We start from the raw sequence: 23339 nt of genomic DNA, 5'->3' as shown, positions 1-23339 counted from the left end.
CATGACCGGACTGACCACGTACGACTCTGCTGGGCGCCTGCTGGTCGACATGACCATGAACATCAGCCAGATGCAGGGCTTTGTCGATACGGGCGGGGCCAATGGCTCGGCCGCTATCCCTGGGCCTCCTGCGGGGAAGACGCAGTACTACATTGTTGTCCCGCTAGTGGATTTGCAGCTTGAGAAAGGCAAGAAGCCGGGCGTCACGCTTATGCCAGGCTCTTTGTCATGGGTTTACTCATACGCAACGAACGGCTGGGGATACTTTTCGGCCAACTGCCGAATATTTTACGGGTATTACTAATTGGAAACTTTCCAGGCATTTAAAGATAATGGCCAAATTCTCTTTGACACCAACCTGATTTGTTACGGGCTGGTAAAGAGCGGGTATATGGCCTTACAGTCTTATTGGACGCGAAAACAATTGAGATCAGCCCAGCTTGACCCTAACGATGGTGCGAACTGGACCGTGTCAACCGCCAGCGCATCACCTTCTTTCGGTGACGGGCTGTGGGGCTTCACGGTATCTAACGCCATATCGCCCATTGTTTTTATTACCGGAACAGGAATTTTTAACGGGACCTCCGTATCAGGTAGCAGCATTACTTTTCATTATTCGAGCGCATCTACAAGTACAAAGTTCTACTGTTTCGATCTGATGGCCGACAATATGTCCGGGACCACGTTTCTAAAGACGTACGACACCAATGGTCGAATCACTTTCAACTCTTTGCAGCCGCCACTAAATATTATTGCGGCAATACAAGCGGCCGGACCTGGGGCGACCGATAAATATGGTAGATACTTAACCTGCTACTCAGGGGGGGCGAATCGAGTTCGCCAAATTTATCAGGTCGTAGGGGGAATTGTTTACACAGGTCAGGTCGATTCGTTTGTTGATATTCCTATCAATTCAGGTGTTGAGTATGCAGCGTTTTTGCCATGGTCGCGCGGCGTGATGTATTGGGACTTTCTATCTCGAAGCGAGTTCTACTCATTCTTAAATTACTCTGGCTTGGAGGGTGCCTACGGGCGTAGTGGTGGGATCTCCTTTATGTTCGGAGCCTCGCCTGCAACTACACAGGCCCATCCATTCAATCAAGGGTACTCACTTCCCATCTCGTTCTCTAATCTCCCCGTACTGCTGCCTACAGCACTGGTGATAACAACCGAAAACCTACCTTTCCCTTTCAATTAACCCGCCTTTACCAATCCATCCCATCACGGGTTTCTTATTCAGATCCAAGGACCACCCTATGCCCTGGTACAAAGCCGGGACGGTTTCCGTCGTCCAAAATTCGAATGCCGTGATCGGCACCAACACCGCATTTATTGCCAATAGCCGTGTTGGCGATGCGTTTCGCGGTCCCGACGGCGGCTGGTACGAGGTAACCAATATCGCCAGCGATACTGCGCTGTCGATTGCACCGCCGTACCAGGGCGCTACCAATTCCGCGGGAGCGTATGCGCTGGCGCCGATGCAGGGCTACGTCAAAGACTCAGCGGACGCCCTGCGCTCAATCGTCAATCAGTATGGTGCTAAGTTGGCCGCGCTTGGCACGACCGGCAACTACGAAATCCTGCCGATCACCAAAGGCGGAACGGGCGGGGCTACCTCGGGTGATGCGCTGACTGGGCTGGGCTTCTCTGATTTCATGAAGACTCTGGTAGATGATCTTAGTGCTCTTGCCGCGCGCACGACTCTGGTCGCCGCGAAAAGCGGTCAAAACTCTGATATCACTGAAATTACAGGCCTTACTAAACCGCTTACTAACGCTCAAGGTGGAGTGTCGGTCACCTTTATTGATGGTCTTATTATCTCGTGGAATAGCGCTACATCCATTTCAGTATCGGCGGGAAGTGCTTATGTCCTGAGTACTGGTAAAGTACTGCCAGTATCCGCAACCCTAACTTTAAGTGGTATGAGTCTCGCCACAAGTACGTGGTACCATATTTATCTATACGATAACTCAGGTGTGGCCGCTATCGAGGCCGTAACTACTGCGCCTACATTCGTTTATTTTGGTAAGGCTAGAGCAAAGATCGGAGATAATTCCCGTAGATACCTCGGTTCGATGGTTACCAACTCATCGGGTCAGCTGTACAAGGTGATTCACCTTCAGAACAACACAGTCTTTTATCTGGAGTCATTGAACTTGGCGCCGTTTCTGGTTGTAGCCGGCTCAGCAACTTCGTTCACCTCCGTCGATTGCGGTGCGGTCGTGCCAGTGACGGCCAGAGAGGCGAAGACCAGCTACCTATTAACGACCAACGTCGGCAACGCGTTCATTGCAAACTCGGAGGTGAACTTTACGCCCAACGCGAACAACTATCTTTTGGCTATTCCGATCGGAGCTGCAGGGTCTGCGGACTTTGTAATGGATGCGAGTCAACGATTTACATACGCTCTTGATGCAACGCCTGGTAGCGGCCTGTTCCGGGTTCGGGTTTCTGGATATCGGTTTGAGAGGTAAAAATGCCATACGCAATTACTAATTCAGGCTGGAGAGCAGTTGGTGCCGGATTTACCGAGGCGGAACTTGCGCCTGGCGAAAGTCTGGTTGCCGAAATCCCACAGTCGTTGGTCGACGCGATCGCCGAACAGGAAGTTTCGTGGGCGGCCACCGCCGACCTCAATGCACGTACGCGCTTGGCAACAGCCCAGGTGTCGGCGCTGCAAGGTCGAGTAGATGCAATCAATGACGCCATTGAGGGTGAGTACGCGCTGCCGGAAGAAGTGGAAGAAAAGGCCGGCCGGCTGACGGAGTTGGCAGCCTGGAAGAAGTACCGGGTCTTTCTCGGTCGCGTCACCGGTCAGCCGATCTGGCCGACTGCGCCAACCTGGCCAGAACAGCCTGAGCCCTACACCAGCGAGACGTCTTCCAGCCGGTCGACCACTCCGGTCCTTTAAAAGCCATCTGACTACCGGCCCGCCATCGAGCGGGTATTTTTTTGCCTGGAGAAAAGTGATGACTGCAATCGAGACTCGTGGGGTGCGCAACCGCAACCCCGGAAACATAGACTACAACCCAGCCAACCAGTGGCAGGGCCAGCTCAATCCAGACCCCGCTATCGAGAAACGCTTTGCCAGATTCGACGTTCCCGAGAACGGCATTCGAGCCTTGGGCAAGTTGTTGCTGACGTACCAGCGCAAGCACGGACTGAAGACGGTGAAGGCCATTATCAGTCGCTGGGCACCATCGGTAGAAAACGACACTGCCGCTTACGTGCGCGCCGTCGAAGCGAACACCGGTACCAAACCTGGCGCTGAGATTGATCTGGCCGTGCCGGCGGTGATGCAGGGCTTTGTCAAAGCGATCATCCATCACGAGAACGCCGGGTTTGCTTATCCGGACGCTGTGCTGGTGGAAGGCGTGTGTAGGGCGTTGCAGTGAACGTCGTGGCGTGGCGTCTGATCGGCATGCTCGTTTTGGTAGGGTGTTCCGTTTTTTCCACATGGAAAGTGGACGCTTGGCGTTACGGCCAGCAACTGGCGGAGCAGGCGAAACTCCACGACGAGACGCTGAATGAGTTGACCTTAGCCGCCGCGACCCAGCAACGGAACGAACAGGACAAACGGCTCGCACTCGAGCAGCGCCTGTCGGCCAGCGACCAAACCCACCACAAGGAGCTGACCGATGCTCAAACCAATCAGGCTCGCCTGCGCGATCGCCTTGCCACTTCTGATCTGCGGCTGTCAGTCCTCCTCGACGCGAGTTCAGCCGATGGCTGTTCAGTGCCAGCCGGTACCCGCGCCAGCGGCGTGGATCATGCAGTCGTACGAGCCAAGCTTGACCCAGCGCATGCTCAACGAATTATCGGAATTACCGACGCCGGCGACCAAGGATTGATTGCGCTGCAGGCTTGTCAGGCCTACATTAAAGAGATCAATGGTCGCTGATGCAGTGATATCTTCTAATCCCTTCTGCAGCGATGAGTTATTGGCTGGACGCGCAGGGCTAGGCTTTGTGGGAAATTCCTATAGCTGGAGCCATTTTTTTCAGTTATTTTGCCATCGTCTAAGGTGTCAAGCTTGGACTCCCATAGTGATAGCTCGGATATTGCTTTAGGCAATAGGCCCTTATTCTGTTTTATGGCTGGCAAGAGCGTGGCCTGCCAGGTTGAAACAGGTAGCGGTCAAAGGACTATTTTTATGCGCTTCGGCGCACAACGGACGATTCATGATTAACAAATATCTGATGCTTGGTACGACCGATCACACCCCAGTCAACGCTCCATGCTCAGGATGCAGGTGCGATAGGCAACATGAAGTTCTGCGTTCTGTTAGACAAAAGATTGTCGATGATATGGACTCGATAACTACGGACTACCAGATTGTTTTATGTCTGACCTGCAAGTCGCCGTCTTTAAGAATGCAAGTTGTCGACACTGACCTGTTTTTCTTTGATGAGCAAAGAGGGGAGTCTGTTACTCATAACGTGGTTAAGTCATTCTCGTGACTGGCGCAATGTGCTGAATGTTACTCGAACGTGACCGATCGCCTAGCATGAGCCTGTCAAAAGATCGCCTTCGTCTGAGGCGTCAGGCCCTCAAGCATTCCGCGAAAAGCCCTGACCTTTTTCTTATATGCATTCGCCGATGTGCGTAGGTCGTACATTTTCCTGCGGATCATGGCTGTCTCTGCCGACTTTTCACGCAGAGACGCCATGGTTTCGTCTTTCAGGCGGACTGCTTCGGCATGCATCTCGACCAGCTTGAGTATCTGCTCACGCTCTTGGCGCAACTACAAAGTCCGTTCCTCAAACTCGTTTTCGTAAAATCGGAACTGGTGCCGACAGGTTTCGAGTGGAGTCGGGCATCCAAGCCAGTCGCTGGTGTCTTCGATTTCGAGAGGGTCCACGGTCATGCCTTATTTATACTGTTCGAATATACAGTAGTCGAGGCGCGGGAGTCGGGCGAGGGTGAGGCGACGAGCTGTAGGAATTTGGGTGGTGTACAGCCTTGAAGGGCTGAGTTGCATTCTTGCTGTTGGCCGAATGCTGCCTGTTGCGAAGGACTGCAATCGACCCAAAGCAGCCCTTCATGAAGGGCAGAGTTCGGCCAAGAGCCGACATTACAAAACAACAGTGATCCTTGGCTGTTTCTGTAATGTCGGAGACATTGCTGCCGCCCTAAAGCGTTGCAGCCGTAACGTTGAGGGCTCGCCTCGATATCAAGGAGAGGTCGACCACACGGCTAGCTCATAGCCATCAGGGTCGATGAAGTGGAAACGGCGACCACCCGGAAACGAAAAAACTTCACGACTAATGGTCGCACCCGCTGATTTGATCCTTAGCTGGGTTTGCTCAAGATCATCCGCATATAGGATGATCAAAGGCCCACCCGTTCGCACTGACTCTCCTGTAGTGAATCCACCACTCATGCGTCCGTCGCTGAACTCGGTATAAGTCGGGCCGTAGTCAACGAAACTCCAGCCGAATATGCTTCCGTAGAAGGTCTTGCTTCGATCGATGTCAACGACATTGAACTCAATGTTGTCGATCTGACGGTCTTTTCCTTGCATGCCCATTGACGCTTCCTTGGTTGATTGGGAGGAAGCGAGTTTAGGACATTTGGCCATTCCAGCGTTGAGGCAGATGTCTATTGCCGTCGCTACATCATGAGTGACCGCCATGGGTCGACTGCTGTCCTTTGTGACAGGCAGAGAACGCCCAAAGCGGTCTGTCAGCTGCTTAAAGATCGGCCAAATCGACGATGGTGAGGGACCGCCCTGTGAACTCACTTGCTTATCTGCTTGGCGTTACAGCACGATGCTGGCTCAAGAGCAAGGACAGGCCCGATGACCAAGCCCCTCGAACAAGAAATCTCAATGTGAATTCACCAGACTATACGGCTAAGGGCGAAGACCTCGGCAACCGCATGATGAAGGTCGACCATGCGGGCGAGCATGGTGCGATCTGTATCTACAGCGGACAGTTGTTTATGGCCCGGCTTTTCGTCCCGGGCATGGTGGATGAACTTAAGGAGTTCCTCTCCCACGAGCGCCGCCATCGGACGGTTTTTCAGGAGGAGCTGCAACGTCGCAATTATCCCCGCTGCCGTAGTTATTGGTTGTGTGGCATCGGCGGTCTGGCGTTGGGTCTGGTTACTGGCATCTGTGGCCGCAAAGCAATTGTCGCCACTACCGTCGCGGTTGAAAGTGTGGTGCTTAAGCACCTGGCTCATCAACTTGATGTGCTGGGCAATATCGATCTCCACGCGGTGGCGGCCATTACTTCGATTGTGGAGGAGGAGCAGCACCATCATGACCACTCAGCAGTGCAGATTGATGTGCGCGATCCCTGGTTTAGGGTACTGACACCGATGGTGACTGCATGGACTGAAGCGGTAATCTGGATGGGTATGCGATCTTAGAAAGCAGGTGTAATTATCCCGTTTCACTGCCGCAATCTTTTAGACAAATGACTGACCGTTTCTGGCCGTTTTTTGCCTGTCGTGACCGGCTCAAAACGGCCGAGGTTGTGTAAAAACGTTTTAGAGCAGGTTTGACGGTCAAAACCAGAACGAAAATCGCGTTCCTACGCAAATTTCAGGTCTTCCGACTAGCCAAGCGCTGGCAGATTTTACGTAGCAACGCGGACTTCAAAACGGCGCATGCGTTTTTACACACTCTGGGCCATGAGCGGCCTCTCGAACACATCACCTGATCGGCTGTTTTGTAGGACCACGCAGTCACCGATGTTCCGCTGCCAACATTGACCTGAACTGAGAAGTGATCTCTGAAGATAGCCCGGCACCTTCAAACACTGCGCAGGTGAAGCTAACGGGTGCAGGGCCTGGAGCAGTTATGATGCGGTCTGCAACCACAGCCACTGGACTGCTTCGATAAAGCGTGCGCCCCTCATAACCTACGGCATTCTGTTGTAAGAAGTCAGCGCTGTTCGAGGTATGAGGAACCGTGTCGAGAAGCCCGGCCCTCGCAAGTGCCAGAGTTCCCCCACAGATACCGGCAATTGTCGCTCCACTTGAACGACTAGCATGAAGAAATTCTCGAATATCCGGTGCTTCTGCGCGTTCCCAGACCATTCCTCCAATGACGACAACAACGTCCGGTTTCCAGTCCAGACATTGTTGCAAACTGCTATCGACAGTTACAGCCAATCCACCCTGCGAGCGGAACTGCCCCGTAGCAGAAGCGAAAAACCTGACGTCGATCCCGTAAAACGGAGTCGCAGTTCCAGCAATGAAAGAATATTCCCAGTCCGCAAAACCGGGTGTCAGTATCAATCCCACGCGTGCCATCAGTCAGAATCCTCCATGAATGCCAATAACATATGGCGACAACAAACATACATCAGGGGCTGCTTTGGGTCGATTTTTGCCTATGACGTGGGGAAGCGTGCGACCCAATGCGGCCGTTTCGTTGCTTACTAAGGCATGTCATAGCTCAACGAGCTGCAAACATCCCTGTTGACAGGCTGTGAGAATTTCTTGCGCCAATTGGTCATCGGCCACAGCTCGAGCTAGTGCCAAGCCCCCAATCATCCCTACGGCAATTTGCAGAGCATGCTGGCGTGTATCCGTCTCTGTCGTCGATTTCAGTCCGGACTCTAGACGTGTGATGAAAGCTGCGAGCACTTGGGTGTAGCTCTCCTGGATGGCTCCGTCCTGCTGAGCAGCATCATTGACCATGAAGGCTAACGGACAGTGCATGCGGCTTGCATCCCGATGGTCCATGCGGAGATAGTCTTTCACCACCTGCTGCAAACCGTCTTTACCAGCCTCTTCCAGTATCGCACCCCCCGCGTTCGCGGCATTTCTAATAGCTTCGGTGTAAAGCTCCGTTTTGGATGCGAAGTGACTATAGAAGGCCCCCCGGGTCAATCCCGCACTCTCCATAATTGAGTCGATACTGACTTTTTCGAAACCTTCCAGTGCGAAGAGGCGCGATGCGCTATCCAGAATCATCTGTCGAGTGGTTGCGCGCTGTGTAGCAGGCCAGGGCATACGGCTTCTCCTCAGTAAAGCGTGAGATGGAGTATGACAAAACGGGACTTTATGTTCTTGAACATAAAGTCATACCGACCAGAATTGCCGACTCTTCCCCCTCAAGGAGCTACACATGAGATTGCACATACTGGGACCTGGATTTAGTACCTTCGTACGTAGTGTCAGACTTTACTGCGAAGAGAAAGCGCTCGATTACACACACGGGATGCACGTGGATGGTAAAACGATCACGCTCCACAACCCTGAACACAAGGCACTGCATCCTTTTGGCAAGGTCCCGGTATTGCTGCATGGAGAGCGGAGCGTAATCGAAACAACCACCATTTGCCGCTACCTAGATGAAGCCTTTGCGCGCACTTCTCTAAGACCCGCAGACTTGGCCCAGAGGGTAAAGGTCGATCAGTGGTCCGCTGCCTTGGCGACGTATGCCGATGATCGACTGATACGTCGTTATCTTTTATTGCTGGTTTCACCTGCGCAACCGTCACGCCCTATCGATAGAGAAGCTGTGGCTACCGCCGAGCCAATGGCTACCCAAACACTTGGGCTGCTGGAGACGCATTTGGGCGGGCAGCAATTTTTCTGCGGGGCGGACTACAGCATGGCGGACGCCATCCTGACGCCTATGCTCGATTATTTGGAACGTGTGCCCGAAAGTGCGCAATGGCTGAAAAAAACATCAAATCTTCGTGACTATCTTTTTCGCATGCGATTGCGCCAGTCAGGGCGCAACGTGTTGACCGAGCCGAACTTTAGTTAATGCGGAAAATGCTGGGCTTATCGTTCACACAAGGGCCGCTTTTGGCCGATTCTTGCCTGTCGTCAAGGGCTGCAATCGGCCATAAGCAATGGGATGGACTCCTCCTCACTTCGGCATCTTGAGTGCCAGACTGAAGGTGCAAACCACAGTCAACCGTGAGAAGGAGTCCACACATGAAGCTTATGCGCATTGGGGTCGACCTGGCCAAGAACGTGTTTCAGATCCACGGAGTGGATTGTCATGAACAACCAATCTGGCGGCAGTGCCTGCCGCGCGATCGCTGGCTGCAAACGGTGCTGGAGAAAATCGAACCCGGCTGTGAAATCGGTATGGAGAGTTGCGGTGGAGCCCATCATTGGGCGCGACAACTACAGGCACGCGGATTTCGGGTGAGGCTGATCGCGCCTCAGTTCGTCAAACCGTACGTCAAGAGCAACAAGAACGACGCCAACGATGCCGAAGCAATCTGTGAAGCCATGAGCCGCCCCAGCATGCGCTTCGTCGCCATCAAGACGATTGAGCAACAGGATATCCAGGCGACGCATCGCATCCGAGCCGGCTTGATCGAACAGCGGACGGCCAAAGCCAATCAGATCCGTGGGCTGGTTGCCGAGTACGGCCTCGTCGCTCCGAAAGAGTTACTGATGCTACGTCGTGCCATACCGTGCTGGTTGGAAGAGGCGGATAACGGTTTGACCGTACGCTTTCGTCATTTACTGGATGGCTTGTGGGGCGACCTTCGCACACTGGATGAACGCGTGGGCGAACTCGACAGCGAGATCTCGGCAATCGCGGCAAGTGAACCAACTGCCGTCCGCTTGCAGCAGCTACGCGGGGTCGGCCCGATGATAGCCACCGCACTCGTTGCTGCCATTGGTGATGCTCGACAGTTTGCCAATGGCCGGCAGTTAGCCGCCTCGCTAGGCCTGACGCCGAGGCAACACAGCTCCGGCGGTAAAGATCGACTGCTTGGCATCAGCAAACGTGGCGATGCTTATCTGCGAACGCTGATGATCCACGGTGCACGATCAGCACTACGCACGGCCAAATTCAAAGACGACCGGCTCAGCCAATGGGCCGTTCGTTTAGCCGAGCGCTCACATCCCAATGTGGCCGCTATTGCCCTCGCCAACAAAACTGCACGCATGGCTTGGGCGATGCTACGCAACGGCACTGATTACCAACCGGATCGGGCCGCGGCCTGACCCATTCATCCAAGGAGAAGCACCTCTACACCACGATTGCGAAGCGACCCGAACAATGGCAAACCGGTCGAACCGGCGTTGGCAAAACCCTCTAATGACCAGGTGCGTAAAGCACGTAAAAGCAATTGGGAGCCGACGCGCGAATAGCCCATCATGGCCCTGCATCGAATCGATGCTGAAATCAGAGGCCGAATATACGTGTGCAGTCGGCACGGGCGCCAAAGCGAAGGGGGCTTGCAATGAGGAGGAGTCCATATACAGTCATTCGTGAGTGGTCGTTTTCGACCCAAAGCTGCCGTTCAGCACCGGCAGTAAACGGCCATGACCTGAAGGCAGAGCGCGGCTCCGAAGCTGTCGAGTTTTGGCTCTGCGCAGTGTCATCCGGGTAGCCGATCTCCTACATATCGGCAAGTTGGACTTGATCTCTACCACTTGATTTAGCACTGTACATCGCGGTATCGGCACGCCGAATGAAGGCGTCAAACGATTCTGATGGAATCCAGGTTGCAACGCCGAAGCTACAAGTCGCCTGCCCAATATCATCAAATGGTAGGTCGCTTATCAGAGCTCGAAGCTTCTCTGCCAGCAGCCTTGTATCGTTTAGTTTGCTATCCGGGCAGATCAATGCAAACTCTTCTCCGCCTGTTCTGCACAGCAGATCGGTTTTGCGTGTTGCCGAACGTATTCGTGTGCACAACGACTTCAGAATGTTATCACCACACTGATGGCCCCAGCGGTCGTTGATGTGTTTGAAGTGATCGACGTCAAACATGATCAGCGACAGAGGGCGGTATTGCACGTTAGCCTCGATGAGCAGGCGCTCCATCAACTCTTCGAAGTATCGGCGGTTATAGACTCCGGTCAGGTGATCGGTAATGTTCAACAAACGCAAGTCTTGCGTGCGTTCATCAACCAGCGAGAGGGCACGGGCGCGCTGCGTAATCAGCAAGTACACCATCAAGGTCAGCAGCAGCGTCAACCCTGCACCGAACACGATAATCAGGCTGATGGACAGTGCGTAGCTGTTGGCGACCAGAAATGTTGAGCTGGGTCTAAACTGGATCAAGTAATTTTGGTCGGCTACTTTCAACAGTCGCTGGGCGTACAGCGCTGAAGGGGCAGCAGGGGCCAAGCTCTGATAAATGTTTTCACCTTGATGCTGCGTGTCGATCAATGAAAGCGTCACGTTCAGTCGTTGCAGACTTGGTAATGGAATGCCTTGTTCCATCAAAGAAGCCAAGCGTACGGTGGAGACAACGAAGCCCTGCAAATTATCATCGTTCGATGGAACTTCAGGGGACTCCTGGAATACAGGTGCGACAAAGAAAATCCCCGACTGCCCGTTGGTCATTTTCAACGGTTCCGACACAACAATTTGACGTGTTTCTCGTGCCTTGCTCATCAAGGCTTGGCGACCCGGGCGAGCCAGAACATCCATGCCCGGTATGATCTTTACGTCATCGCGCTTCAATAAGTAGAGCAATATCCAGTGTTCCGGCCGGCTGGCGAGGGGGACTCTTTCGCCGGTGACGGGATTAATTTCATGATATGAAAAATCACTGGTGCCGTTGAGAAGCGCCTTAGTGCGAAACGCTTGGAGATCCTTCTCGAGAATCCTGGATACCCAGCTATAGGCTTCGTCCTCTCCGACCAGAGGCGTGACGAATCCCAGAAACTCCTTTTCAGTGACATCGTCGGCGTTGATAAAGAAACGCCTCACAACGTCTAGTTTTAAGACCTGAGTATTAAAGCGTCGTTGCAGGCGACTGAATCGTTCGTCGACCTCCAGTTGGAACGCAACGTTGACGGTGCGTTGCTCTGACCCAACGAACAGAATCAGTACCAAGACCGTGACGGCGACACCAGCTAGGCACACCAGACCGCAAAGGGTCACGTCTGATGCTTTGAGTGCGTTCTGACGAGTAGACATCATGTTGTGTTCCTTGCTCATCGCCAAAAACAGCGTGCAGTGACCTGGAGTACCTTTGGAGTATCGGCACGCTTGTCGTTATCTTTATAAATCAGGCGTTAGAGAAAGGGGCTTATATGAAAGATTCCAACCAGTTAACGGTTCAAATCTCGAACTGTCGTGGCAAATGGGTCTGCGAACAGTTATAGACACGTTCGCCGACCCTCCGCAGGCTTCGGCTGATAGGCTACGTCAGCCAGTCTGGCAGCGCTCAGGCGAGCCCAAGCTGGCGAATGGCAATGTCGCGCAACCCGCTTTTCTGGATATTGCTCGACCGGCTGCTTTTGGCCCAGGCTGTGTAAAAACGCAGGCGCCATTTTGAAGTCTGCGTCGCTACGTTAAATCTGCCAGTGTTTGGTTATGCAGCGGACCTGAAATTTGCGTAGGCGCGCGATTTTCGTTCCGATTCTGACCGTCATACTTGCTCTAAAACGTTTTTCCACATCCTCGGCCGATTTCTACCTGCCACGACCGGCTGAAACCGACCCAAGTCGGACCGACTTTCCGTCCTATCTGAATGACCTGCGTAACCCCTCGATGACCTGATTGATCGTTGGTCCTTGGGCTGCCGGTGGCTCCGGTTTCTCGCCAAATTCACGCCAGATGAACAGCGTCAGTTCCGCTCCATCAGTCAGCGACTGCGCATTCTCGTTTGTTGCGAGGGTTTCCAGAACTCTGTATCTCCCATCCTTCCAGAATAGATCTTCGACCCAGTGGTACACCGGAATGAAGTGAAAATGGATAGGGAAGCTAGGGTCATGGCCGAATCGACTGATGTAGAGCCACTTCGGCTTTAACTCCGACTCAATGGTCTTCTGAATGGTGGCGAGCAGGCCGCCCAGTTCTGCGAGTGCACCGTCAGATAGCTCAGCCAGCGAGTTGACGTGAGTCCTCGACCCCAGCATCAGGTAGCCGGGGAGGGCGGACGACAGGTGATGATTGAGTATCCAGTGAGCGGTTTCATGGATGATGAAGTGTGGTGCCAATTCCATGCGCTGGGGTCCATGATCGATCGATCATACAGACTAGCAAGGCATCACAGTGTCGTCAGTTTTTGGTCGATTCCTGTCTGTTACGACCGACCGAAATCGACCCTGAGCGGCCATCTGCCCCTTTGACCATGTAGCGTCCGCTTAGCAACTTGCAGCTGTCACTGGTCTGAGCTTGAACAGGGCACAAGTTTGCATGTCAAGCAGTTGGGGACTATAAATCCTATCATCAATATCTATGTTATGCGGGCACCACTGTCCGTATAAATATTGCTAGGCCCGTTCCCACAGCAGGTTGCGTTCGCGGGACGAACGACGCTGTGGGTAGAATCACAATGCGCTGAAGGAGGCCCCCATGCTGAGTGTTTTCCCCCGGTTCCTCGTATCCTTGCTTGCGGCCGTTTCATTGTGCGCGGGTGCTCAGGACCCTGGTCCAAAACAGCAAGAGTTCCTACCAAAGTCAGGTAGTGGACGCGTCGTCGTCCTTGTTTCTGGCCAAACAGGCATGCCTGGCTACGCGATGACCGCGCAGCAGATCGCCGACGCTGGTTTCGATGTCGTTCTGGTCGACGGCAATGAATTCTGGATCAAAGACACGAGCCGTGCCGGGAACATGCTCAAAGAGGTGATTACGCGGGCTCAGGCGGGTGCGCACGCGCTGCCAGGCAAGGTGGGCGTCGTTGGCTATTCGCTCGGCGGAGCGACCGCGCTGACCTACGCGGCACGGATGCCAGAGCTCGTCGCAACGGTCGTTGTAGGCTATCCGTACACCGCATTCATCAAGGCCCCGGCCGACTTTGTCGCCAAGATCAAGGTTCCAGTGCAAATGTTTGCCGGTACGGCAGACACCTACAAGGATTGCTGCCTAATCGAAACGGCGCGTCAACTCGCCAACGCTGCCAAGGCAGTTTCCCCACCCATGCTGACGCTGCATGAGTACGACGGCGCCGGTCACGGGTTCAACTTGGCCACGGCCGCGCGTAAGGATCAGGCCGCAGGCCAGGACGCAATCAAACGGACGATCGCACAGCTGAAACAAGCATTGCCGGCGGAAGGGGCGAAGTAGCAACGGTGCGAGGCGTGTCAAGTGCGCCCTAATCACTCATTCAACCGGACGCGCCAATTCATGCCATTAACTTGGCAATCGTCGGTGGCGGCGCGCCGGTTAACTTGATCGTTGACGGCAGCTTTCAAGTTAACATCGGCCGTTCATCGACTGAATAATTGAAGCTCCCATATGTCGGCTCCTAGCCGATTGCTGCCTGTCGCGACTGGCAGGAAGCGACCCAAAGTTGCCAGCGATAATTCGCTGAAGCCGGTCAGAACGAGAATTTTACAAAAATAAATTCGCCTTATTTGTACCATTTGGAAAGTCAGCCGCCTTGCTGCGACTCATAAATATTAATTAACTGCTTATAATCTAAATTTTCTCCTGGCCATAAGCTATGGATCTTAATAAGGTCAAACTCTAGCTCATCAGCTTTTGCTAGCTCAATAATTTCGTCATCTGATATGGCGGCGTATTCTGGCCATTGATCAATGAGTCCTCTTGCATTCGCAACAGCCTCTTCTTCGGTTCTGCCTATGTATAACTCTTCAATTTGAGTCAAGCCGTAGGTGATCATATAAAAAGACATCATTTATCCTGAGTTTCAGTGAGTCGTAGTTATGGAAGACAAAGAGAGCATAAGAGGCTTCAGCTCACGAACATATCCTTGAGTAAAGCTCAAGTAGGCTTGTCGTAAGTAGTCCGGCCATGGGGGCTTCCTTGCGGCGTTATAATCTCGATGATTTCTCGGTGTGGCGAGGAGCGTGGAGTTAATTTTATTCGGATAGGGCGGAGGAGTCTCGTACCAAAATACGTACCACTATGCGTGTTTGAATGCGATAAAGTGGGTGGTTCTGCGTACAGAGTTCCCGGTTTCACTGCCTCTGATCCCTTAGCAGAATCCACCCTGCATAGCGGTGTAATTCTGCTCCGGCAGAGTTTATAGAGCATTCGTTGTTCGCTTCACACCGAAAGTGGCCGACAGGGACGCTGAATGATGCGTGATTAGGGCTTAGTATTGCTCGGTGCTAGCTGAGCTTCTTTTTCCTTTCTGTGATTGTCGATGTCTAGCTTGGCCCCCCAAGCGATGACGACGACTCCAAAAACGACCAACAGAATCAGTTGAGTAGTAGTCATGGCAGTACCCCTGCAAAAAGGCTCATTGAACCTGCCTGCGCAGCCCGTGCCAAATTGACGCTGTTACTTAATATGTCTGCTGCCCACGAAATTTAGTCCGGCGCCATCATCACCGCCAGCGTCATCTTGATGAACTCCTCGTTCTTGTCGATGGTGTCCAGGGCGCCGCGGACATTGTCGGCGACATCGGCTGAGCCACGTGCCTCTACCCAGTTGGAAAGCTCCGTGATGGCAGCCTCAAGGGCGAGTTGGTTCTCGTTGATCTTGTACAGCAGGGAAGGGAGCAGGTCTGAGTTTGGCATCGCGATTCCTCTGTGGAAGATCGCAGCGTAGCAGGGGCGAAACTTGAGTGGGAAAGATGGGTTTCAGTTCGGCAGGACGCCTAAGAAGGGAATGAAGCTTGTACCAATTTTTGTACCAATGACCATGTAATGAGGGTGTAACGAGGTGATGCTGCTGAACCTGTGCCTGCCGGGAAGTTCACCGAGGATCTGTTTACCCGGTCGCAATCAGTTGAGGCAACGAAGGTAATGTCGGTGCTTGATGCGATCAACGACCGATGGGGCCGAGGCACGCTGCGGGTAGCGAGCGCTCCCGCTACTCCAAACTGGGCTATGCGGCGCCAGTTGATGAGCCAGAGCTATACGACCCGACTGGATAAGCTATGGCATATCTCTTGCCATTGACGCGGGAATGTTTTGGCGTAAATCAGTATGCGTGAGCTACTCTTCGAAGACTGAGTACGCACTTATGCAGGGACGCGCTATGCCAACTAGAGAAGAGTTCAATAATGGTATATGGGTAGCTGGGAACTATCAGGGTGGGCCGGCTACAGCGCCTATTCTTAGAAGTTCAGCGGGGATACCTAGAAATTCAGATTTAGACGCAAATGGAACTCATTATTCATTGAGTTTTAATGCGTTAGTCGCGCCACCTCTTGGTGGAGTACCTGCGCCAATAGTGGCAACTGCGGCCACAACCCCTTACCTGGCTGAGTCTGGTATAACTGCTATCGATGGTGTCTCTTCTGGCAATAGAATAAACTTTGTACCGCCATCACCTCCACCACCGGCAAGCCCAAGAGTGGCGTACTTACCTTTTTATCAAAATGCAATTACCTCAATGATAATACCGCGTGCCGGTGATTTAAATGTAAATGCATTTTTTACCGATGCTCTTTCCGGATGTTCAATATTCATTGATAGAGTACACGGCACTGGCGACTTGGTGGTTTATCATGCCAATCGTATTCAACAGCTTCCATTAGATGCAGCGGAGAGAGAAGAATATTTTAGAATAACCGCTTTTGACGATCTTATGGCGGAAGCTCAAGCCTCAATGAGGGCAGATAAAGATCTTGCACAAGCGCAGATGCTTGGCGCGATAGGGTTTCCACTGACTGAAGTTGCAAGTTTGCACAGGCGTCAATATCTTCAATGTATTGAAAATGAGCGAGTGCGAAAAACAGCTGATGGAAGAACGAATTTTGATTACGCCGCTGGAACTAATGTCATGGGGTTTCATGGCGATGGTGGAACTTGGGAGTTCTGTTGGCAAACATGGGCGAGGATCTCATATGATCGCACATACAAAAACGCATTGTTTTCTATTACGAAGCACAGAGAAAAAGCATTGCGCTTAATCGGTCGTGGTAGTTTTTACACCGGAGTCTAATTACACAGGATTTAGTTGTGATGCATTGACCGGTTGAATCCACAGCCGATTGTAGTCACTCAGGCGCCATCAACACCGCAAGCGTCAGCTTTATGAATTCTTCGTTCTTGTCGATGGCTTCCAGTGCGCCCCGGACGTTGTCGGCGACGTCGGCCGAACCTCGCGCCTCGACCCAATTCGAAAGCTCCATGATGGCCGCCTCAAGGGCGAGTTGGTTCTCGTTGATCTTGTACAGCAGGGAAGGGAGCAGGTCTGAATGTGGCATCGCGAATCCTCGGTTATGAGGTCAGCGTAGCAGAGGGGGAAACTTGATTGAGGGGGGGTGACTCAGCTCGGTAGGACGCCGGGATGCAGGGACTTTCTCGTCGAAAGCGTGTAGGGACTTTTGCGGGGATTCGTAAAACACGGTTAGTCACGGTGCGGCATCGATTGCAGTGGGCGCCGTTCCAAAGGACTGTACCGTATAGCTTTTTAGCGCCCCTGCAAGCATGGGGTGCTAGGGGTCGAGTGTTCGAATCACTCCGTTACGACCATATTTCCTGAATAAAATCAGATACTTAAGCCGATCATCTAGATCGGCTTTTTTGTGCCTGCGCAAAACCCGTGCAAAACTGGCGCAAAACTACCCGGTGATTTCGCTGATATTCAGGTCCGGAATTGCCTCGGACCAGACGATTTCAGCGTGGTCCTTCTGGTGGTTTTTGGCGGCGGCAGCACGTCGGGCTCGTAGGTGTCGGGGGAAGCCGGCGAACGATTCAAATGAGCTGCCCATCACTGTGCCGATCAAATCTGCACCGCGCATGAACTCCAGATTCAACTGCTTCGCGGCATCTATCTCGACGCCACCCGAATTCAACCGCTTCCTGCTTGCTTCGGTGGAGCTCTGGCTCTGTATAGGTACGTCCTTCAGCGCTTACATACCGACCGGTTTTGACCCCGGAGTCGCTCCCGGGTCTTACGAGCTTGACCTTTTTTGCTTTGAAATCTTTGGTGAGCACCCAGGCTGCATATGGATAGGATCTGGACATGCAAAAACTCCTCGCCCGCCGTTCACCGGCAGGCTGTGAGTTGTAAGGTTTGGGTTTACAGCTGGATTAGTTCGGCGGGGACGCTGACGGTTTTGCCATGCTTGGCGAAGACTACGGCGCGGAACACCGCGATGGTTCGGGTTTCACCGGGCTGGCGGTTGCAGGGATCGTTGGTTAGGTCGGCCAGCCATGGGTATCGATGGCCGCGCTCACACCAGACGCCAGTTGCTCGGCGATGACCTGAGCGAGTGGCAGTTGCAGCTGGCCGGCGGCGGCGGGCGGCGGGCGGCGGGCGGAGCGCCTTCGATGGATTCGATTGCCCAGGCCAGAGCTGGGCCGGTCAGTTCCTCGGTGCGGACGCTGACCATTCGGCTCATCGCCACCTCCGGGATTCAGCAGCGGCTGGTTCGCACTCTGCGGCGAGCTTCAACAGACGCTTTGTAGGTCATTTCAGAAGGTGCCTTCGGCGCGTCGAACCATAGGTCACTGAGGTCTGCTTTTCGTTACTTTCTAGAACGACGTTGTACCTCGACGGCGCATCTCGCTTAGTGATGGAAATGGTAGATATTCTAAATGTCACATTGACCTTCAGGTCATTAACGCACCGAAATTGGCGCAATCCCAGTCCTTGGGCTTGCAGGCAAAGGACTGGGAAATCCTTAAAATGCCGGACATATCAGCCGGACTTGGAATCCCAGCCGGTTACTTCTTCGTTCTCTACAGTAATGCGTAGTCCATATCTATTTGCGCTTCGGTGGAGTTACTGGGGATTCGTACAGGGGCAAACCGGTGATATGGTTGGCGACTTTCCACAGGAGTGATTTGCATGAAATTGTTCGTAGGGGTTCTGGCCCTGGCGCTGCTTTCTGGCTGTGCTGATAGCGGCCCAATAAAGGTCGGCCCAGACACCTACACGATTTCAACGCGCGTCCCCTTTGGTGGCCCGGCATCTGCAAAAGGTCAGGCCCTGAAAGAAGCAAACGTATTTTGTGAATCTCAGGGGCGAGAAATTCTCCTCGACCACATGCAAGCCAGCGAGTGCGCCCTGCATGGCGGATGCGGTGAGGCCGAGATCTATTTCTTCTGCCTGGCTGCTGGCGATCCGCAGTTGAAGCGTCAGAAATACAGTCCTGATCCGACGCAGAAGATTGAGATCGACCAGCGTTGATGTGACGGCCTTGCTGCCCGCTGAATTGGGCGGCTGCTATAGTCGCGACCTTTCAGGACGAGGAAGAATCATGCGGATTTTGAATGGACTGGCGCAATGGCTGATGGCGGCTGGAATCGGCCTTGTTGTGACGATGAGCAGTGCGCAGGCTCAAACTACGCCGCAGGCTACCCAAGAGATAAAAGGCTTACTGGATTTTGTTGAGCACAGCGAATGTCAGTTTGTGCGCAACGGCAGTGAATACCCTGGACCCGAGGCTCGAGCACATCTCGAAAAGAAACTGAACTACCTCGAAGGCAAGAACTTGGTGAGTAGTGCAGAAGATTTCATCGATCTCGCTGCCACCAAAAGCAGCATGAGTGGTAAAGCCTATGAAGTGCGTTGCGCAGCAGGTGTTCAACCGACGAACACCTGGCTGAAGACAGAGCTACTGAGGCAGCGCCAGCTTCATTGAGCCCGCCTCGTAACGATAAAACCCAGCCCCGCGCTGGGCTTTTTGCATCTAGCCCTCTAGTGCTACAGTCCCGCCAAATCAAATGAGGGAACGACATGCGGATTTTGATAGGGGCTGTAGTGGTGATGGTGTTGGCGGGGTGTTCGACTTTTTCCGAAACCTTTGGTGATCGCCCAGGCTGCGGCGCTCATCCCTATTGCGGATCTTCCACCGATATTGAGCTGATCAAGGCCACAACAGACGAAAGCGCTGGAGCCTTGCGCGCCTTGGTACCGCTGGCAGTAATCGACCTACCATTCAGCATGGTCGCCGATACGTTATTTCTGCCATATACCGCCTTCCATGCAGAGTCTGCTCAGAAGTAACTGCCCCGACCAGATGTGAAAAAGCCCAGCCTAGTGCTGGGTTTTTTGCATCTGGCGGCCATGACGACGCCCGGCGGGCTGGGCTATTCCTGGATTACTTCAGGCCGGGGATCAATAATCTCGAGTAGCATCTTGTCGTGCGATGCCCGCGTGGCGGAGTAGAACATGCACCGATCTAGAAGAATCCTCTTCATACTTCGGGCTGAGGCGAGGTGCCTAGGCTCGACAGAGATCGTCACAGCCCTGCTGCTCCGGGTATCGGTCACTTGCAGGTGGTAGCGCCCAATCAGGCCGTCGTCTCGTTTGGTGTGGCCGAGGCATATGAAGGTGAGGGTGGGTTCTGACACGCTGATCTCCGATTAGGCTGGGGGCTGAAGCCCACATACATAAAACTCCATTCTATAAGATATAGAATGGGCGTTTGTGTATGTGGTTAAAGGCAACACCGGTACGCCGGGCTTTAATTGGCGGAAAAATTTTTAGAGTCGCAGCTGTTGTCGACCTGACATTTATTGACTGGTACCCAAGGGCCCTTTGGCTCCACTGCATCAAGTCGACATATCGTCAGAACCGCGGCGTAGTAGCTTCCAGGTACTCTCGGAAAGCCGGCTTTCTGACCGTCTTTGAAGCGCCCTTCATAAATTGGAACGATCTAGCCGCTTTGCGGAGCAAGACTTACCGAAACACTGTCTAGTTGAGAAATTAATCTCACTGAGAAAAAACTTTCAGGCATGAAGGGCTGCAATCGGCCAAAAGCAGGCGCTCCGATTTATCTTCTTTCTGTAAGACATATCCAAATTGGTAAATACAGCTTTGTCGTAAGAATCGCTACTGCGACATCTGGGAGGGCAAATGCCTGGCCTTCCAGGAAAGTTCTGTTAATTTCTGACGCGAATGGCCAAGCTTATATAGTAATGGTTTGTTCTAATTTTCCGTATCTTGCCCACCGTAAATATTGGCTTTGCTTTCCGACGTGCGGCCATCGCTATAGTTGATGTCTTGCCCACCGTAAATATTGGCTTTGCTGGAAGAGGTTGTTCCAATATCATACCTACAATCGTAACCATCATAGATATTCTTACTGCAACTGTCGGCAAAAACTTGATACAGGGGCGAAACAAGAAGCATCGTACCCAGCAGGATAACCTTAGGGTCCATGAAAGCTCCGTTCGAAAGAACTCGATATCACAGGCAAAATTATTAGGCCGCGCGATCACACACATGAGTTTATTTATTGGCATACAGGAGGATGTATGAATATCTTGGTGTCTCGAACTCATTGAACTAGTCAGGGGACAGGGGCACTTTGCTTACCCGAGCGAATCAATAAAGGGTGGCAAGCTGCCATTATCTATACAGGCTGAGCACCTCACACTAAGTTTCCGCTATAAAAATTTATTTTTATCAGGCGCACCGGGGTGCTTCATGCGATTACCGTTCCCGGCCAAGGCGAGACGTGGTGCTTTCGATGACGTCCGATTTGGGCCGACCTCTGCCGGTCACGACAGGCAGAAATCGGCCCCGGCTATCGTTTCAACACCAACATGGGCCAGGGAGCCCAAATCGAGCATCCCGACGGTCTGATCGGAGGCATTCGACCTGCCGCCCTCCCACCAATGCGCAGGGTCGTCCGATGCATCGGTTCTTCAGCATCCCGCTAGGGCAACGTGTCGCGCTTGGCAAGGATGCTTGCCATTTCCGCCATGTTCTCGGTCCCCCAGGTGCACAGCGGGATGATCGCGTCAGCCAAGCTGCGACCGAGCGGGGTCAGCGCGTAGTCCACGCGCGGCGGCACTTCCTTGTAGTCGGTCCGCGCTAGCACTTGATCGGCCTCCAAATCCTTCAGTTGCTGGATCAGCACCTTGTCACTGACGCCCTGGACCAAGCGCTTTAGTTCGCCATAGCGCTTTGGGCCGTCGCGCAGGAAAAACAGGACCAGCGGTTTCCACTTGCCCGAGATGATGCGCAGCGTGGCGTTCAGCCCGCAGCCGGGGTCGCAGGTTTCAGGAGGTGTCGTCATATTGGGTACTTACCTAAAAGTGCATACTTGTCGTTAGGTAATCAGAGTCGCATAGTCGTCCTCCAGCAAGCAACTCCCTGCTTCCATGCAACGCTTAGGAAGGATGCACGACATGACCAGACTGAATGGAAAGACCGCCGTGATCACCGGTGGCGCAACCGGCATCGGCCTCGCCGCGGCAAAACGCTTCATCCAGGAGGGCGCCTTCGTCTTCATCTTCGGCCGCCGGCAGGAAGCGCTCGATGCCGCTATAACCGAACTCGGGCCCAATGCCCGCGCGGTGAAGGGCTCTGTCTCCGATCTGGCCGACCTCGACCGACTTTACGCGGCGGTGAAGGCCGAGCGCGGAACCCTCGACATCGTCTTCGCCAATGCCGGGGCGGGAAGCCAGCTTGCGCTCGGCAAGATCACCGGCGAGCACATTGACGAAACCTTCGACACCAACGTGAAGGGGACGATCTTCACGGTCCAGAAGGCGCTGCCGCTGATGGGCGAGGGCGGCTCGATCATCCTGACCGGATCGAGCGCCGGCACCACGGGCGCCCCGGGAATGAGCGCCTACAGCGCGAGCAAGGCGGCAGTGCGCAACCTCGCGCGGACCTGGGCGGAGGACCTGAAGGGCAGCGGCATCCGGGTAAATGTGCTGTCGCCCGGGGCAACGGCGACCGAACTCGCGAAGGAAGCGCTGGGCGAGGAGGGACAGAAGGCCTACGCCGCGATGACTCCGCTTCAGCGCATGGCTGATCCGGCGGAGATCGGAGCCGTGGCCGCCTTTCTCGCGTCTCCGGATAGCAGCTTCATGACCGCCAGCGAAGTCGCCGTTGACGGCGGTCTTGCGCAACTCTGACGCCCTACGCCTAGGCGCTCCATTCGATTGTTCGGCGCGTCGTAGGACTCGGTAAACCCAAGGAGAACTTATGAGCTACGCAATTATCGGCTTCGGCAATATCGGCCAGGCCCTGGCCAGGGCGTTTGCCCGCAATGGCATCGAAGTAGCCGTTGCAACCACGCGCGACCCGGAAAGCTTTGCATCCGCCGCGGCCGCGATCGGACCCGAGATCATTCCCAAAACACTGGCGGACGCGGTCAAGGCGGACATCGTCTTCCTGGCTGTCCGTTTCGAGTCGCACCCGGACGTCGCGAAGGCGTTGCCGACCTGGAAGGGGAAGACCATTATCGATGTGACCAATGCCTACGGCGTGTCCCCTGAGGAACTGGGAGGAGAACCTTCTTCCAGGGTTGTCGCGCAGGCCTTCACGGGTGGACGACTGGTCAAGGGCTTCAACCATTTGGGCGCTGCCGTCCTTGGCCAAGACCCGGCCGTACAGGGTGGCAGGAGAGTCGTGTTCCTGGCGAGTGACGATGACGGCGCCGCAGCGGAAGTTGGTGCGCTTGCAGAAAATCTCGGTTTCTCGCCGATCACACTTGGCGGACTTTCGGAAGGTGGACTGCTGGTGCAGGCGCGCGGAAATACCTGGGGCCAACTGATCTTCAAAGACTTGGTCAAGTTCGACTGATAAATAGCGATCGCAAATTTTGAGGCGGTCCTGG

Annotated in this window: 28 protein-coding genes and 1 pseudogene; 17 read left to right on the top strand and 12 right to left on the bottom strand. The window is 53.8% G+C overall.

Annotated elements, in window-relative coordinates:
- Position 1 precedes the first annotated feature (1 nt).
- Genes AC1MEW_RS25730 through AC1MEW_RS25705 form a run of 6 tightly spaced genes read left to right on the top strand, consistent with a single transcriptional unit; the run spans position 2 to position 3901 of the window.
- Positions 2 to 304, top strand: a complete 303-nt coding sequence (locus tag AC1MEW_RS25730) for a hypothetical protein (RefSeq protein ID WP_322269050.1) — start codon at positions 2 to 4, stop codon at positions 302 to 304.
- Positions 305 to 1198 carry a hypothetical protein gene (locus AC1MEW_RS25725; RefSeq protein ID WP_480423581.1) on the top strand — a complete coding sequence of 298 codons (894 nt, stop codon included), beginning with the start codon at positions 305 to 307 and terminating at the stop codon, positions 1196 to 1198. It begins immediately after the preceding gene.
- A gap of 58 nt (positions 1199 to 1256) precedes the next feature.
- Positions 1257 to 2474, top strand: coding sequence for a hypothetical protein (locus AC1MEW_RS25720; protein WP_480424052.1), 1218 nt, complete (start codon positions 1257 to 1259; stop codon positions 2472 to 2474).
- Between the two features lie 2 nt (positions 2475 to 2476).
- Entirely contained in the window at positions 2477 to 2911 is a 435-nt protein-coding gene (locus AC1MEW_RS25715) for a tail fiber assembly protein (protein WP_480424050.1), read from the top strand.
- A 58-nt stretch (positions 2912 to 2969) separates the two neighbouring features.
- Positions 2970 to 3395, top strand: coding sequence for a structural protein (locus tag AC1MEW_RS25710; RefSeq protein WP_480424048.1), 426 nt, complete (start codon positions 2970 to 2972; stop codon positions 3393 to 3395).
- A 26-nt stretch (positions 3396 to 3421) separates the two neighbouring features.
- Positions 3422 to 3901, top strand: a complete 480-nt coding sequence (locus AC1MEW_RS25705) for a lysis system i-spanin subunit Rz (protein WP_480427341.1) — start codon at positions 3422 to 3424, stop codon at positions 3899 to 3901.
- Positions 3902 to 4516: 615 nt separating this feature from the next.
- Here AC1MEW_RS25705 and AC1MEW_RS25700 read toward each other — a convergent pair.
- Positions 4517 to 4744 (bottom strand): hypothetical protein, encoded by a 228-nt coding sequence (locus tag AC1MEW_RS25700; RefSeq protein ID WP_480424046.1) that lies wholly within the window; start codon positions 4742 to 4744, stop codon positions 4517 to 4519.
- Between the two features lie 429 nt (positions 4745 to 5173).
- Positions 5174 to 5530 carry a VOC family protein gene (locus AC1MEW_RS25695; protein ID WP_201257080.1) on the bottom strand — a complete coding sequence of 119 codons (357 nt, stop codon included), beginning with the start codon at positions 5528 to 5530 and terminating at the stop codon, positions 5174 to 5176.
- A 302-nt stretch (positions 5531 to 5832) separates the two neighbouring features.
- Here AC1MEW_RS25695 and AC1MEW_RS25690 point away from each other — a divergent pair, with 302 nt between their 5' ends.
- Positions 5833 to 6375 carry a 3-demethoxyubiquinol 3-hydroxylase gene (locus tag AC1MEW_RS25690; protein ID WP_322268856.1) on the top strand — a complete coding sequence of 181 codons (543 nt, stop codon included), beginning with the start codon at positions 5833 to 5835 and terminating at the stop codon, positions 6373 to 6375.
- Between the two features lie 318 nt (positions 6376 to 6693).
- Here AC1MEW_RS25690 and AC1MEW_RS25685 read toward each other — a convergent pair whose 3' ends face one another.
- Positions 6694 to 7263, bottom strand: a complete 570-nt coding sequence (locus tag AC1MEW_RS25685; protein ID WP_480424043.1) for a DJ-1/PfpI family protein — start codon at positions 7261 to 7263, stop codon at positions 6694 to 6696.
- A gap of 138 nt (positions 7264 to 7401) precedes the next feature.
- Positions 7402 to 7968, bottom strand: coding sequence for a TetR/AcrR family transcriptional regulator (locus AC1MEW_RS25680; protein ID WP_201257091.1), 567 nt, complete (start codon positions 7966 to 7968; stop codon positions 7402 to 7404).
- A 115-nt stretch (positions 7969 to 8083) separates the two neighbouring features.
- On the opposite strand from AC1MEW_RS25680, the gene AC1MEW_RS25675 reads away from it, so the two are divergent.
- Together AC1MEW_RS25675 and AC1MEW_RS25670 are read left to right on the top strand one after the other, a co-directional pair.
- On the top strand, positions 8084 to 8731 hold the full coding sequence (locus tag AC1MEW_RS25675) for a glutathione S-transferase family protein (protein WP_242486401.1): 648 nt from the start codon (positions 8084 to 8086) through the stop codon (positions 8729 to 8731).
- A gap of 173 nt (positions 8732 to 8904) precedes the next feature.
- Positions 8905 to 9936: an IS110 family RNA-guided transposase gene (locus tag AC1MEW_RS25670; protein WP_347907140.1), complete on the top strand. Its 1032-nt coding sequence runs from the start codon at positions 8905 to 8907 to the stop codon at positions 9934 to 9936.
- Positions 9937 to 10333: 397 nt separating this feature from the next.
- Here the strand turns inward: AC1MEW_RS25670 and AC1MEW_RS25665 are convergent, their stop codons facing one another.
- Complete coding sequence (locus tag AC1MEW_RS25665; RefSeq protein WP_480424041.1) at positions 10334 to 11869, bottom strand: diguanylate cyclase; 1536 nt, start codon at positions 11867 to 11869, stop codon at positions 10334 to 10336.
- A 545-nt stretch (positions 11870 to 12414) separates the two neighbouring features.
- Positions 12415 to 12897: an HIT family protein gene (locus tag AC1MEW_RS25660; protein WP_201256756.1), complete on the bottom strand. Its 483-nt coding sequence runs from the start codon at positions 12895 to 12897 to the stop codon at positions 12415 to 12417.
- 352 nt (positions 12898 to 13249) lie between these two features.
- On the opposite strand from AC1MEW_RS25660, the gene AC1MEW_RS25655 reads away from it, so the two are divergent.
- A complete protein-coding gene (locus tag AC1MEW_RS25655; RefSeq protein WP_480424038.1) occupies positions 13250 to 13960 on the top strand; it encodes a dienelactone hydrolase family protein in 711 nt (236 codons plus the stop codon).
- Between the two features lie 307 nt (positions 13961 to 14267).
- On the opposite strand, the gene AC1MEW_RS25650 is transcribed toward AC1MEW_RS25655, so the two are convergent.
- Together AC1MEW_RS25650 and AC1MEW_RS25645 are read right to left on the bottom strand one after the other, a co-directional pair.
- A complete protein-coding gene (locus tag AC1MEW_RS25650) occupies positions 14268 to 14531 on the bottom strand; it encodes a hypothetical protein (RefSeq protein ID WP_201256758.1) in 264 nt (87 codons plus the stop codon).
- Positions 14532 to 15171: 640 nt separating this feature from the next.
- Complete coding sequence (locus tag AC1MEW_RS25645) at positions 15172 to 15381, bottom strand: hypothetical protein (protein ID WP_480424036.1); 210 nt, start codon at positions 15379 to 15381, stop codon at positions 15172 to 15174.
- 142 nt (positions 15382 to 15523) lie between these two features.
- Here AC1MEW_RS25645 and AC1MEW_RS25640 point away from each other — a divergent pair.
- Both AC1MEW_RS25640 and AC1MEW_RS25635 read left to right on the top strand, forming a co-directional pair.
- Positions 15524 to 15765, top strand: a pseudogene (locus AC1MEW_RS25640) (DUF4113 domain-containing protein); the annotation flags it as partial.
- A 79-nt stretch (positions 15766 to 15844) separates the two neighbouring features.
- Positions 15845 to 16753 carry a hypothetical protein gene (locus AC1MEW_RS25635; protein WP_480424034.1) on the top strand — a complete coding sequence of 303 codons (909 nt, stop codon included), beginning with the start codon at positions 15845 to 15847 and terminating at the stop codon, positions 16751 to 16753.
- A gap of 55 nt (positions 16754 to 16808) precedes the next feature.
- Here AC1MEW_RS25635 and AC1MEW_RS25630 read toward each other — a convergent pair whose 3' ends face one another.
- Both AC1MEW_RS25630 and AC1MEW_RS25625 read right to left on the bottom strand, forming a co-directional pair.
- On the bottom strand, positions 16809 to 17018 hold the full coding sequence (locus AC1MEW_RS25630; protein WP_480424032.1) for a hypothetical protein: 210 nt from the start codon (positions 17016 to 17018) through the stop codon (positions 16809 to 16811).
- A 357-nt stretch (positions 17019 to 17375) separates the two neighbouring features.
- Positions 17376 to 17609, bottom strand: coding sequence for a hypothetical protein (locus AC1MEW_RS25625; RefSeq protein WP_480424030.1), 234 nt, complete (start codon positions 17607 to 17609; stop codon positions 17376 to 17378).
- Between the two features lie 998 nt (positions 17610 to 18607).
- Between AC1MEW_RS25625 and AC1MEW_RS25620 the strand changes: the two genes are divergently transcribed.
- The 3 genes from AC1MEW_RS25620 (at position 18608) to AC1MEW_RS25610 (ending at position 19768) form a co-directional block, all read left to right on the top strand.
- The gene (locus AC1MEW_RS25620) at positions 18608 to 18949 is read left to right on the top strand and encodes a hypothetical protein (protein WP_480424028.1); all 342 of its coding nucleotides are present in this window, start codon (positions 18608 to 18610) and stop codon (positions 18947 to 18949) included.
- A gap of 70 nt (positions 18950 to 19019) precedes the next feature.
- A complete protein-coding gene (locus AC1MEW_RS25615) occupies positions 19020 to 19403 on the top strand; it encodes a YfeK family protein (RefSeq protein WP_480424026.1) in 384 nt (127 codons plus the stop codon).
- A gap of 95 nt (positions 19404 to 19498) precedes the next feature.
- The gene (locus AC1MEW_RS25610; protein WP_480424024.1) at positions 19499 to 19768 is read left to right on the top strand and encodes a YceK/YidQ family lipoprotein; all 270 of its coding nucleotides are present in this window, start codon (positions 19499 to 19501) and stop codon (positions 19766 to 19768) included.
- Between the two features lie 924 nt (positions 19769 to 20692).
- Here AC1MEW_RS25610 and AC1MEW_RS25605 read toward each other — a convergent pair.
- Both AC1MEW_RS25605 and AC1MEW_RS25600 read right to left on the bottom strand, forming a co-directional pair.
- Positions 20693 to 20926 (bottom strand): hypothetical protein, encoded by a 234-nt coding sequence (locus AC1MEW_RS25605; RefSeq protein WP_480424022.1) that lies wholly within the window; start codon positions 20924 to 20926, stop codon positions 20693 to 20695.
- 499 nt (positions 20927 to 21425) lie between these two features.
- The gene (locus AC1MEW_RS25600; RefSeq protein ID WP_480424020.1) at positions 21426 to 21788 is read right to left on the bottom strand and encodes a winged helix-turn-helix transcriptional regulator; all 363 of its coding nucleotides are present in this window, start codon (positions 21786 to 21788) and stop codon (positions 21426 to 21428) included.
- Between the two features lie 112 nt (positions 21789 to 21900).
- On the opposite strand from AC1MEW_RS25600, the gene AC1MEW_RS25595 reads away from it, so the two are divergent.
- Both AC1MEW_RS25595 and AC1MEW_RS25590 read left to right on the top strand, forming a co-directional pair.
- A complete protein-coding gene (locus tag AC1MEW_RS25595; protein WP_480424018.1) occupies positions 21901 to 22635 on the top strand; it encodes an SDR family NAD(P)-dependent oxidoreductase in 735 nt (244 codons plus the stop codon).
- A gap of 70 nt (positions 22636 to 22705) precedes the next feature.
- Entirely contained in the window at positions 22706 to 23305 is a 600-nt protein-coding gene (locus AC1MEW_RS25590) for an NADPH-dependent F420 reductase (RefSeq protein ID WP_480424016.1), read from the top strand.
- Positions 23306 to 23339: the final 34 nt, after the last annotated feature.

The organism is Pseudomonas sp. ASL4 (genome assembly GCF_056680395.1).
The sequence above is the reverse complement of the archived record's forward strand: the minus strand, read 5'-3'. Positions and strand labels throughout refer to the sequence as shown.